Genomic DNA, 13,383 nt, shown 5'->3' on the forward strand with positions numbered 1-13,383 from the left:
CTAGTCATAAGCACTATTACTTCATCTTCCTTGTATCAAGCATTATGTTATTGGGATTTTAATTGGCAGACCTCCTCCATTGTCATCTAATATTGAGGAGGTGTAGAAGGGGTGATAAATAGTGCTGTAAATTTAAAATGTAGTTTGTGTCACTTATTGAAGGCTTAGGAACAAGTAAATATGTGAGCTTTACTATTTTTTAGACACTTAAGTAATCGAACATTTATTAATATTGACAGGGTAGGTGGGACACAGTGAACAAAAAGGCGAAGGTTATTTGTATATAAGCAGTTACATAGAATTATTTACAGGGGGCCTAATGACAATCTATTCATATAGTTAATAGAATTAGTAACGGAATGACTTTCCGTTACTAATTTAACGCCTTATCAACCTAAAGAAAGCAATCATTTAGAGCATGATTTAGTATCTTAAACGGTGATGGCTATAGTTAATACTTTACTGCGCTTTTTTACCCAGTTGAATATTGTAGATTGCAAAACCTAGCTCGTCTTGATTTGCTCTTTTACTTAATGAACGTTGAGCATAGGTTTTGATGAAGTGATCAGCCATTGGACTGTCTTGAGTTTCAAATCGAATATCAAGTTTTGTAGGCGTTATAATATCAACAAAATCCCAGTTATTATCAGCTGATGGATCAACCGCACCCTGAGTATTTGTTTGGGAAGTGATATAAGCGGCAAGTACATCGCGGTTGGTATCGGGCTGTTCCATTACAACATAGTTAGCACCCGTACCAGCAAATTTCCCACCAAAGGCTCTGTAGTTATTAGTCGCGACAATGAACTGTTGTTGTTCTAATTGCTCGCCTGTGATCTTTTGGCCTTGCTGATCGGTGTAAGTTAGCCCAACTATTCGCTCTGCCGTTGGGTTAATCACTGCACAATTACTGTCAAATTTACTGGCTTGGGTGACATCTATTTTATAGGTGACACCATCGATTACGTCGAAATTATAGGTGCGGTGATCTTTCCAGTTAATTAAATATTGCGGGGCACTACTGTGCTTGTCGATTTGATTAAATTGATTGGCGCTACATTCTAGCCAGTCTTTTAATTCAGCCCCTGTAACTTTAAGTGCTACCACGGTATTAGGGTACAAGTATAAATCTGCCGCATTTTTATAGGTCAGCGCTCCCTTTGGCACTTGCACATAAGCGTCTCCATCTGAAGCCGCGCTGTGACGACCACCGGCTTTGAATGGTGCAGCCGCAGATAATATAGGTAAACCTTTAAGCGAACTGTTATCTGAGGCAGCGACTTGATCCTTAACATATTGCAGTTGCGCATTTGATACAATTTGTACTGTTGGATCGTCTTGCACTAAGGTTAGGAAACTATACATATCACTGGTAGCTTTACCAATCGGAGCATTAACAAAGACTAAAGTACCTTTATGTTCAGCGGCAACGGCATCATGGATAGTTTTATCCGAAGCTACAACTGCTAATTTAGTACCTGTTTCATTGCGTTTATAGATTTGACGTGATTCTGATTTAGCACTTTTAATTGACCATGTTTGATGACTGTACTGTAGTTCGAAATCAATCACGCCTAGGTTATCACCCCATCGACCGGGCATTACCGCAGGTATGCCATTAATGAGGCCTTTGGCAATGTCTACGTTAGGTAAATTAGAAAATTGTTGGCTTGGAAATACAGAATGACTATGCCCAAACATAATCGCATCAATACCCTTTACGGTGGTTAATGCGTAGGTTGCATTTTCAGCATGAATATCACTTGGATTTTCGCTGGAGCCTATACCTGAGTGAGGAATGGCGATAATAATATCTGCACCTTGTGCTTTCATTTCAGGAATGAACTTTTGAGCCGATTCGACGATCCCTTTAACCGTGACTTTACCTTCAAGATTTTGTTTATCCCATTGCAAAATTTGTGGAGGAACAAAGCCGATATAACCGATGTTAATGGTTCTTTGAATGCCTTGATTATCGATAATAGGTGTTTTTTTGATGATGAAAGGGGTAAAAAGGTTCTCACCTGTTTTTTTACCCTCCCAACAATCGGATTCACAGTAAACGTTAGCATTAATGTAAGGGAAATTTGCTTTGTTAATTGCTTTGTTTAGAAAGTTAAGACCGTAGTTAAACTCATGATTACCAATATTACCGACCTCGTAATTTAATAAATTCATTGCTTTGTGAGTCGGGTGGGTGGAGAACTCATTACCCTTTTTAAATTCACTGGCAATATAATCTCCCATCGGGCTGCCTTGTAAAAGGTCTCCATTATCTACCAGCAAGGTGTTTTCAGATTCTGCACGTGCGGCTTTGATCAGACTTGCCGTACGAGCTAAACCAATGGTGATGTCTTGTTTGGTTTGATAGTAATCATAATCCATGACATTGGCATGGATATCGGATGTTTCCAGTACACGTAATTGTGCTGAATAGGTACTATCTAAAGACTGACACCCTGATATTGCGAGTGTTGATGAAATCATTACGGCGAGAAATGTTTTATTCAAAGTATATTCCTTTTTATTGAAAATAAGGGCCTGTTACTAAACGGTTATTCGTTCGCTGAAAGTGGAAGAATGGTACATTTTTGTTGTTTAATCAGTTATTGATGATCAGCTATAGGTCACTGGTGATTGTTAACTAGTATATAAAGATAAAACGTGAGGAAGTTTATAATAATGAATTTTACTATTTCTTTAATCATAATGAATAACAAAATATGTGGGAGATATTTTTCAGCTAGCCGTCTGTTGACTAGATAAATTAGGAGATACATTTAGTCGTGTTGTTTTGAGTAGGTGTTAATGTATAACCAATGTTGTTAAATCAATTTTAAATTTAACTGATGATTAGTAATACAAATGAGTAGGTTTTTATTTTTATTAGATAACAGTTGTATCAGCTGTAGAGTCAATTTACAGGTTTTTATATTGTATATTACTCATTATTGAGTGTGAGATGTTATCTATATTCAAGTCATAAATTTATTATAATTAATGCATTTTTATTGACTTCAATGATCTATTTTCAAGTGAATATTTTAAAAAAACTGTCCTTTATATTAAGCAGAATACTTTGTTTGTTGAGTTTTTGTGAGGTGGGCATCTAACTTCTTTACCCTTTGAATGTCTAAATTGAGATCTAGTTAAGACTTTATAACAAACATCAATGCTGTGTATAAAATCTTACGGTACGCTAGTAGTTGAAAAATAAAATCCAATAGACAGGTTAACTTTAAGCATGGCAGAGTATTCTCACCTCCAGGTTTAAAAGTATTATTTAATTATTAAATGGTAAGAAAATAAGGGATACAATGAAAAACGGAAAATTGAGTTTTGTACTAAGTACTTCTATTGCTATCGCGTTATCTGGCTGTGCGACAACCGATAACGCACCGATGGGGCCAATAAACCTTGCTGGTTCACAGGCACCACTATCGGTAGTGACAACTGAATCAAGCGTGCATGATGGGAACGGTCCAGATCGTTTAATTGATGGTGATATTTCAACGCGTTGGTCCGCAAGTGGTGATAACTCTTACGCTACTTTGGACTACGGTCAAGTTGCTGAGTTTGATGCTGTACGTATTGCTTTCTCTAAAGGGCACCAACGTTCTAGTAATTTCGATATCTTAGTAAGTGAAGATGGCAAAACATGGACAACTGTTCTTGAAGGTATGAAGTCATCAGGTAAAGTAACGTCCATTGAACGTTTTCCATTTACTGCAGTTAAAGCACGTTATATTAAATACGTAGGTCACGGTAATTCTAAAAACATGTGGAACAGTGTTACTGAGTTTTATGCAGTTAATTGTGCGGTTAATACTTGTCTTCCAAATGAATTTATTACTGCTGATGTGATTGCAGCAAATGCAGCAGAAAATAAAATTTTAGATAAAGCAGCAAAAGCTAAAAAAGCAAAAGAAAAAGCAAAAATGAAAGCATTGCGATTAGGCGACTTTGGAACTCACGTTCCTCTAAAATGTGATTCAGCTGTTTCTGATTGTAGTAAAAAAACCTGGTGGGATGTGCCATTAAAATCACCAACAATACCAGCGGTTCCATTAACAGGTAACAAACCTGGTGAAAACTTTGATTTAACAACATGGTACTTATCACAACCCTTTGACCATGATAAAGATGGTAAGCCAGATAATGTTGATGAATGGTATTTAAACCAAGGTTATGAACAACCAGAATTATTTTATACCGCTGATGATGGTGGTTTAGTCATTAAAACTTTCGTCAAAGGTACTCGCACCTCTAAAAATACTAAATATACGCGTACTGAAATGCGTGAAATGCTACGTCGTGGAGATAAATCTATCTCTACTAAAGGTGTTAACAAAAATAACTGGGTATTCGGAAGTGCTCCTGAAGCGGATTTAAAAGCTGCTGGTGGTGTTGATGGCGTTATGGATGTGACATTAAAAGTTGATCATACTACTTCAACAGGCGAATTAGGTCAGGTTGGTCGTTTCATTATAGGCCAAATCCATGATCAAGATGATGAGCCAATCCGCCTTTACTACCGTAAATTACCGAATAGAGAGACTGGTTCAGTTTACTTTGCACATGAAAATACACTCGAAGGATCAGATAACTACTTTAGTTTAGTAGGTGACTTAAGCGGTGAAGTAGATGATGGTATTGCGCTGGACGAAGTATTCTCTTACCAAATTAAAGTAGAAGGCAATAAAATGACTGTTACGGTTAAGCGTGATGGAAAAGATGATGCCGTTCAAGTTGTTGATATGAGTAAAAGTGGTTATGACCAAGGTGGTCGTTACATGTACTTCAAAGTGGGCGCATATAATCAAAATAATACCGGTGACCCAGAGGATTATGTACAAGCAACTTTCTACAAAATCAAAACATCTCATGATCAATACAAAAAATAACCATCTATAGTTGATAGCGATCAATTATTGATTGCCTATCAGTTATTGATTGTTTACCTACTATTGAATAGAAAGCCAGCATCTTTGCTGGCTTTCTCTTTTAAATTGCTTTGGACCAGTAGCGATATTTCAAATGCTAGCGTTAACCCCTCATAGAGGCTTTAATTGTTTAGCTCTTCAAATAAACTGCTATTACGAAGTAATACCAATAGTGATAAATGGTTTATCACTATTGTCGCTTAAAATGTATCGCTTGTGCATTAGCATTTTTGCAAAAAGGGCAATAATGCAGGGCCGTTTATATTTTAAATCGCTTCAGATTTTACCCCTACCTTTGCTCTCATATTTAGTTGTATTGTGAAAACAGCAGTATTCGTCCTCTAGGCTCAGCAGTTTAATTGTATCTATTGATTCAAATAGAGCATTAAAAGTGCTGTAATAGCATTTCTTTAAATTAATTTATTAAATTCATTCTGAAATGGTCGTGCGCAAATGGTAAAAGGTAAGTTTGTTACAGGTAATATTTTTAATCATATTCTTGTTATGTCATCCACTAATGCCATTGGATTAACTGCATTATTTTTGGTTGATTTAGCAGACCTTTTCTTTATCAGTTTGTTAGGTGAAACGGAATTAGCTGCAGCGGTCGGTTATGCTGGCACGATTGCATTTTTCACTACTTCTATCAGTATTGGTTTATCAATTGCAATGACAGCTTTGGTTTCAAAAGCCATCGGGCAGCAGGATCGAGAGAAAGCACAGCGATTAGTCATTAACATACTTGTCACAGGGTTCATCATCAGTTCAATAGTGGCTGCTGTAACTTGGTACTTCACGCCTGAATTAGTGAGTTTAATTGGAGCTAAAGGCGAAACACATCAATTAGCAGTTGAATATTTACGTATATTATTACCCTCGTTGCCTATTTTATGTTTGGGAATGAATGCAGGTGCTGCTTTACGTTCGGTAGGTGATGCTAAACTTGCAATGTATACAACGTTAGCTGGTGGAGGTGTTAATGCATTGTTAGATCCGTTGTTTATATTTACCTTTGGTTTGGGCTTACACGGTGCCGCTATTGCTTCAGTTATTGCTCGTTTTGCTGTTGCTTTGGTTGCTATTTATGGGGTCAGTAAAGTACATAAACTAATGGGGACACTTAATGTTAAGCATTGGTTAGCGGATCAAAAAGAAATTTTTAATGTTGCCATTCCGGCAATGAGTACCAATATCGCCACGCCTATTGGTAATGCTTATGTCACGATGATGATCGCTGGATTTGGAGACGGGTTTGTTGCTGGGTGGGCCGTAATAGGGCGTTTATTACCGGTAGCATTTGGAATGATCTTTGCCATCTCCGGTGCTGTTGGCCCGATTATTGGACAAAATTTTGGAGCCTTGCTATATGATAGAGTTCGACTAACTAGCAAACGAGCTATCGAGTTTACTGCTGCATACGTAATTATTGTCGCCTTGATTCTTTTCCTTATACAGGATCAGATAATCTCTATCTTTGGCGCTCAGAGCGATGCCGAAGAGATGATTCGTTTCTATTGTACATGGCTATCTATTGTGTTTGTTTTTAACGGTCTAATCTTTATTGCTAATGCAACATTTAATAATTTAGGTTTCCCTACTACATCGACAATGATGAATATAGGCAAGGCAACAATAGGCACAATTCCGTTTGTCTATTTTGGAGGACAATGGTTTGGTGCACTAGGTGTCGTTGCAGGGCAAGCTGTCGGGTCTATATTGTTCGGTTTAATTGCATGGTGTTGGTCTTTACGTATATTAAATAAATTAGGTAATGATCCTAAAATGCAATGCGAGCAAGAGGAAGATGTGAGTCTTAATTCTGTTCTACCTTTAACTCCATTTTCTTCTAGCCGTATTTACCTGTGCTCCGATACCGATGAGTGCCTAACTGAACAGCAATTAAAGGATATCGAAGTTATTGAGAGGAAAGAAACAACTAAAACCTGATTATGTTAGTTTTGTAAAAATACGATGCTTTAAAAATAATATTCATCGCCAGGATCAACGATGAATATTAATGGTCAATAATTTCTTTATAAGTTGGTTGTAGTGGTACAGGCATCAAAAATGACACCAAGCTTTTAAACTATTTTAAAAGGCTACTAAGGTTGATTGTTTGATCATAAGATTTAGTAAATAACGGTGAACTAATTTCAAAGTGTAACGGTAAATTTGGATTCGTTAGCATAGAAAATACATTACTAAACATATCACTCGGTTTAATGCTTAGAGGTAATTGTAAGCTGCTTTTGCCAGTACTGATTTTTTGACTTGTCAGTGCGCCCTTAAACAAATCATTACCCTTTGAGGTCACTGAATATGTTAGGTCGTCAAGTGGTAAATTGAAATCATTTTGGTTGTCTACATCAACACTTAAAACGATGTCTAGTTGCGAAAAGCTAGCATTAACTACTTTCATATCTGCGATAGTTACTTCTGGTATATATAAAGTCGCAGATTTTTCAAATGGTATCGCTAGACCGATTGTATTTACATTCCCTTTTACTTGGTAATCTAATTTTCTATTCTTAAATAATAACTGCTGTAAGGATGTTAGCGTTTCCTGAGTCAGTGCAATCGAAAAGCTGACATCTTGATTGCCATTTGCAGGTAAAGTTCCTATCTTATCAGTTTCACCATTCAACATTTTTTCATTATTCAGCGAAAGTTCATAGCTAATCGAATTGACAGGAATAGGATAACCATTCTCGTTAGTAATATTAAATGTAGGGTTCAGTTCAATACGATCCATTGATACTTGACCTAGTACAATTGATTTGTAACTCACTTGTGGCTGCTTAAAAAGACCTTCTGTTAATGTTGAACATCCAGATACTAAGGTTATCATGGCAACAACCATTAAATTTTTAATCATAATTTTTCCTGTTAATTTAAGTGATAGTAAAGCAGTGTTTACAACTTGTTATTGAATAGTGCTGTGTTGAACTCCCAACTCATGAGTTACAACTTGTCATTTATGGTTCATTTATAGTTTTCTATGTTTATTATAACAGAATCAATACTTAGTTCTTGGAATTGAAATCAGTACAAGATAAAAAGCACTAAATGAATTAAACAGATAAAACGCCCAAACCTGGTTGTAAACTCGTTATAAAAAACAGCAATTTCCTCATTACTTATACAAAATTTTGTTTATTTAAGTGAATTACAAAATCACACAAACACTATTCTGGTCAAGTTCTGCTTTGTCCGGAATACCTATAGGTTGTTGCAAATAAGCCAGAAGGTCAACAGGGCTTATTCATGTATAAAAATAAAACCCCATTGGAATCACTCCTGTATTCACGAAAAGTTTGTTTTTAATCAATGATGCGCTACTTAGTTGATTGATTAAAAAGCTATTTTTGTTACTGTTGGCTAAATATAAACGATTATAATTTACAACTTTCAGGAGGTCGTCATGGAGTACAATAGCTTTATCATTGCAAGAGCGTTGCATATTGTTGCAATTGTGATGTGGATTGGTGGTGTTGCATTTGTTACTACGGTTTTGATTCCCTCCATTCGTAGTGCAAAGTCTATTGATAATAAATTACATCTATTTGAAATGCTTGAGGGAAAGTTTGGTTTTCAAGCTAAATTAACAACTGTTATAACAGGTGTTTCTGGTTTTTATATGCTAGATGTTATGAATGCATGGGCAACAATGAACTGGTGGATTCATATTATGATTTTTGTTTGGTTTATTTTTACCTTAGTCTTATTTCTTTTGGAGCCACTCATTTTGCATCGATGGTTTCATCAACAAGCTGAAAAGAATATTGAAAAAGCATTCTTCTATTTGCAATGGATGCATACTATATTGCTTTCAATTAGTTTAATTGCAGTTTTTTGTGGTGTAGCTGGCGCACATGGTTTCTTTTTTTAATGTTAAGTAATGACACATTTGTTTTGTAATATAGTAAATATTCAGGCGCGCATTTGTAGTTGATAGAGAGCCAATTTGTGAGCAAATGTTGAATCAGCAATGAATTAATTTAAAGTTAATATTGCTTAATCATTGTCGTTATTATCAGACTATTAACTATTAACTATTAACTATTAACTATTAACTATTAACTATTAACTATTAACTATTAACTATTAACTATTAACTATTAACTATTAAGGAGTGATGTTTAAGGCGTACTAATCTAAACCTGTTTATAACTATAATAGCCATAGTAGGCAGGCTATTATAGTTATGTATTAGCGGCCTAGCAGTTTTTTAAATATGCTTGATATGATGGAGGCAAAACTAACGGTTTCAGCATTTGATGCACTTTCTGCACTTTCAGCTTTAATAGCGGCTTTATTATCAGGAATAGATTGTAACAATCTTGCTAAGCTGGCATCGTCAAAGACGAACCCATCACTGTCATTATCTTGCGCATCATATTTATCAATTAATAAATCCAGTATATTGATAATAGTACTCGTTTTATTGAGTGAACCGATATTATCGAACACGGCACCATTACCAAACGCCACAGTCCTCCTATGGGCACGGAATTCAGTTCGTTGCTGACTGAGTTCTTTCCAACTTAATTGATTAACGGAGGTGAGTATTTTATGGTCATTGCGCCAATATATTGCGTCTTTACCAATGATTAAACCTCTATGAAACTGAGTAAATGAGGTGCGCATTGCGGCTAATATATATTCTTGGTCAGGAATATCTAATACGGCACGTGCATAATGCTCGATTTCTTGTGGCACAAGAGGATTCATATTAAAATTATTTTCACCATGATAATAGGTCAAAATATTTAGCACTTCATCCAACATGTTCATTTGTAACTCCTTGATCAAATTAAGATGCCTATCTTACCTAGGTTTAACCAGTATAAACAGACTAAAAATAGACTTCACTTCTCGTTATTACTATCTTTTGTATGACAAATGTAAGTGCCCATTTTTGGCCATCTATTTTACTTATTAAAATTGATAACAATTTAATTAAATTATGGGTTGACTGATATCAACCAATAGATAGTAGAAGCATTACGGAGGGTTAATTGAGTGTAACTAATATAGATTTCAACCTGTTTTTATGCGCTAGTTTAGTGTAGAATTTCGCCTTTATTTTTTGAATAACTAACAATAAAAAAATCACAATTTAAAGCGTTATTATTTGATGCTTTCTTATCCTTTTTCTTCCATAACAAATAATGAAATAACCTCTATGAAAAAAATAACGATAGCAACGCACAATGGTAACTTTCATGCAGACGATGTTTTCAGTATCGCTGCCCTTAAATATATCTTTCCAACTTTTGAACTGGTAAGAACACGTAACTTAGATGTTATTCAAGAGGCTGATTTAGTCATTGATGTGGGTGGTGAATATGATCCGGAAGTGGGGCGTTTTGATCATCACCAACGTGGTGGAGCCGGTGAGCGTGAAAATGGTATTCCTTATTCATCATTTGGCTTAATTTGGAAAAAGTATGGGCTAACGATTTGTAATAATGATCAAGATGTTGCGAATTCAGTAGACGCAGGTCTAGTTTCTACTATTGATGCAATAGATTGTGGGCATGTAGAGGGGATTGCTCAAGGTATTAGTCTAAGTCAAACGATTTCGATGTTTAACCCTACCTGGCAAGAAGACGGTGATTTTGATAGTTGTTTTGACCAAGCTGTTGAGTTTGCTCACATCGTCCTATCTCGTTTTATTGCCTCTGCTAATGGTGGAATAAGTGCTAAAGCTATTGTAGCGAAAGCGATTACAGAAGCAGAAGATCCTCGCCTTATTGTATTGCAACAATATACACCATGGAAAAGAACGGTGCTGACTTTGTCTAAAGAAGCATTATTTATGGTTTACCCATCTCAGTCAGGGCATTGGAGAATTCAAACTGTTCCAGTTGAACTTGGTTCTTTTGAAGATAGGAAGTCGTTACCTAAATCATGGGCTGGGTTATCAGATGCAGCGCTACAAAAGGAAACAGGCCTTGCTGACGCAATGTTTTGTCATAACGGATTATTTATTGCTGGTTCTGAGTCTTTTGAAAGCACCATGAAAATGGCATCAATGGCACTTTCTGAATAATATTTTGAGTTAAAAGTTAACAAGCAGAGTGTTTTACTTGCTTGTTAACTGATTATTTAATATATCTACCGTTTAACACCACGTTTAACTATTTTGCTCAACCTGCTTTTTCTAATCGCCGTTCCTTCAATGAGCGAAATATGTATGCGCATCATGAAAGGTGAATTTGTTGCTCCAAGGCGGAAAATTGATCTGTATTAATTTATTTTACTGCATATTTGATTGGTTAATTTTAATCTAAAAATAAATAAAATATTAACATGTTGATTTTAAGATAAATAAAATAAAAGTTAAAATTATTTGCCTATTCCTTTGGTATTATTTTTTTTATGTTCTATATTTTCTGGGCGGTAAAGATTTACCGAATACTTATAAACTTTTCTCATTTAGATGTTTACATATTGTAGCTAGAAAAAGGCAAACTAAGGGAAACTTTAGGACGCAAAACCACCGGCCTGTCGACAATTAATTGTCTATGGTAGCGGGGTTACCGAGGCGGTAAATATTATCCCTCCACTTTTCAAACAAATAATACAATGTCACTGGACGCTGAATGATCACTTTTTGTGGAGGCAAAAATGAATCAGCACCTTTTTAGCGTAAAAAAATCATCTCTTGTTTTATTTTCACTTTTAGCAGGTAGCTCAATCGCTTCTGCTGAAAACCTAAAAATAAATTGGACCGACAACTCTACTAATGAAGATGGCTTCATTATTGAAAAAAGACTTCAAGAAAACAATCTATTTGAGATTGTTTCTACTCTTCCAGCTAACGCTAGCAATTTTACAGATTCAAACGTTATTGTTAATCAAACATACTGTTACCGTATTGCTGCATTTAACCAAGCAGGACAAAGTACTTCTGATGAGTCATGTTTAGAAGTTTATGAAGTTGCAAGTTCAGAAACGCCAGTAGAACCAACTACTCCAGCAGATACTTCAACTCCAACTGAAACTCCAACAGATGCAGGCATGATTTACACTGCGACTGATATTGCTATCTCACATGAGTTTACAAGCAAACCAAGTGTCATTGAAGTGGGTGAAAAAGAGTTGTACTCATTTAGAAGTGAAGCCGCTTATAACGAAGAATTTAGCGACGATAGCATTGCAAATAGTCAATTTTCAGTTAGCGAAGGAAAAGTTGGTTATTATGACCGTAACTACTTTAGTTTCCAACAAAATGGAACTGAATTGACTAATGGTTATGCGTTAATGAAATTTAATACCGGTAATAAATTATCATTTGATTTAGTAGGAAATGGCCAGGAACAAAATGCGACCTTGTATATGCAAGCAGGTGTATGGAGCAGAGATACGTCAAGTGTGATTGTCACTGTTGGTAATGAAGTAGAAACGATTACTATACCAAAAGGCTTCGCTTGGCAGTACTTCTCTGTATCTATTGCATATGACGGATCTACACCCGTTACCATTACTACAGATAGCGACCAAGGTGGTTATAGTTCAGTAATGTTTGCTGGTATTGTATTAAACAATGCAATAACAGCTGAAGTGGAAGTTGAAGCTGTAGAGGCTGTAAAATATGCAGCGCTTCTATCTGTTGATACAAAAGCAGGCTATACAGTTGATGTTGCAGATGCAGAGTTTATGAAACATGATATGCAGTCTGGAAATCATGACTTTACAGATGCGCAAGTTGAGTCAATCTCATTTTCTGGTAAAACTTATGATGTAGCGAAACGTTATAACTTTACCGACCAGAATGGTAATAGTTTTATTGGCTATAAAGGTATGAGCTGGAAAGAAGAGAATGGTGTGACACTTAAACTTAAAAGTGGTGAGTCTCAAGTTAATGTAGCTTCTCTATACTTTTCAGCGGGTGCTTGGACAAGAGAAACGGCTGCTGTTGAAGTTGTGATTAACGGTGTAAGCGAGATTATTGAGTTAAGCTCAGGTTATTCTTGGAAATATATGCAAGTAGACGTTGAATTTGAAGGTGAATTAGATATTGATATTCATCCAGTAGGTACGATAGGTGGTTACAGTGCCTTTAACTTTGCTGGTGTTACATTGAACTAATCAGAGTTAAAAGATTGAACATTAATAACCGAAGCTTAATCGCTTCGGTTTTTTTGTTTTAAGAAGTAATTGAGATACAGCACCATTGCATACTTTTATGTGTTTCCATGTTAAATTATTTCCAACAATACCTGCTATTGATTGGTTGATTTATCTTTAACTTTATAAAACTAATTTCACAATACTCCCTACAAAAATTAGCAGTTTTTGGGGATAAAAACATTTAAACATATCGATATTTAATTGTTCTATACCCAAGCTACCTCAAGATGCAAAATTGAAGGTTTGAAAGTTATCATTAATTCTACTGTCTAAAGCATCATCAAGATTGGGTAACGTGTCA

Annotated in this window: 8 protein-coding genes and 1 riboswitch; of the genes, 5 read left to right on the plus strand and 3 right to left on the minus strand. The window is 35.7% G+C overall.

Annotated elements, in window-relative coordinates; genetic code table 11:
- Nucleotides 1–459: 459 nt before the first annotated feature.
- Nucleotides 460–2,511, minus strand: a complete 2,052-nt coding sequence (locus H592_RS0118660; RefSeq protein ID WP_281170623.1) for a bifunctional 2',3'-cyclic-nucleotide 2'-phosphodiesterase/3'-nucleotidase — start codon at nucleotides 2,509–2,511, stop codon at nucleotides 460–462.
- 806 nt (nucleotides 2,512–3,317) lie between these two features.
- On the opposite strand from H592_RS0118660, the gene H592_RS0118665 reads away from it, so the two are divergent.
- Both H592_RS0118665 and H592_RS0118670 read left to right on the plus strand, forming a co-directional pair.
- On the plus strand, nucleotides 3,318–4,904 hold the full coding sequence (locus tag H592_RS0118665; RefSeq protein WP_028870112.1) for a polysaccharide lyase family 7 protein: 1,587 nt from the start codon (nucleotides 3,318–3,320) through the stop codon (nucleotides 4,902–4,904).
- 492 nt (nucleotides 4,905–5,396) lie between these two features.
- Nucleotides 5,397–6,890 carry an MATE family efflux transporter gene (locus H592_RS0118670; protein ID WP_028870113.1) on the plus strand — a complete coding sequence of 498 codons (1,494 nt, stop codon included), beginning with the start codon at nucleotides 5,397–5,399 and terminating at the stop codon, nucleotides 6,888–6,890.
- A gap of 139 nt (nucleotides 6,891–7,029) precedes the next feature.
- On the opposite strand, the gene H592_RS0118675 is transcribed toward H592_RS0118670, so the two are convergent.
- Nucleotides 7,030–7,818, minus strand: coding sequence for an LEA/WHy family protein (locus tag H592_RS0118675; RefSeq protein ID WP_028870114.1), 789 nt, complete (start codon nucleotides 7,816–7,818; stop codon nucleotides 7,030–7,032).
- A 546-nt stretch (nucleotides 7,819–8,364) separates the two neighbouring features.
- On the opposite strand from H592_RS0118675, the gene H592_RS0118680 reads away from it, so the two are divergent.
- Nucleotides 8,365–8,832, plus strand: a complete 468-nt coding sequence (locus tag H592_RS0118680) for a hypothetical protein (protein WP_028870115.1) — start codon at nucleotides 8,365–8,367, stop codon at nucleotides 8,830–8,832.
- Nucleotides 8,833–9,152: 320 nt separating this feature from the next.
- On the opposite strand, the gene H592_RS0118685 is transcribed toward H592_RS0118680, so the two are convergent.
- On the minus strand, nucleotides 9,153–9,737 hold the full coding sequence (locus tag H592_RS0118685) for a hypothetical protein (protein WP_028870116.1): 585 nt from the start codon (nucleotides 9,735–9,737) through the stop codon (nucleotides 9,153–9,155).
- Between the two features lie 391 nt (nucleotides 9,738–10,128).
- Here H592_RS0118685 and H592_RS0118690 point away from each other — a divergent pair, with 391 nt between their 5' ends.
- Both H592_RS0118690 and H592_RS0118695 read left to right on the plus strand, forming a co-directional pair.
- Nucleotides 10,129–10,998, plus strand: a complete 870-nt coding sequence (locus H592_RS0118690; protein ID WP_028870117.1) for an MYG1 family protein — start codon at nucleotides 10,129–10,131, stop codon at nucleotides 10,996–10,998.
- 406 nt (nucleotides 10,999–11,404) lie between these two features.
- A riboswitch (cyclic di-GMP riboswitch) is annotated at nucleotides 11,405–11,493 on the plus strand.
- A gap of 83 nt (nucleotides 11,494–11,576) precedes the next feature.
- Nucleotides 11,577–13,040 (plus strand): fibronectin type III domain-containing protein, encoded by a 1,464-nt coding sequence (locus H592_RS0118695; RefSeq protein WP_028870118.1) that lies wholly within the window; start codon nucleotides 11,577–11,579, stop codon nucleotides 13,038–13,040.
- Nucleotides 13,041–13,383 lie beyond the last annotated feature (343 nt).

The sequence above is a fragment of the Psychromonas arctica DSM 14288 genome, from assembly GCF_000482725.1.
GTDB lineage: Bacteria > Pseudomonadota > Gammaproteobacteria > Enterobacterales > Psychromonadaceae > Psychromonas > Psychromonas arctica.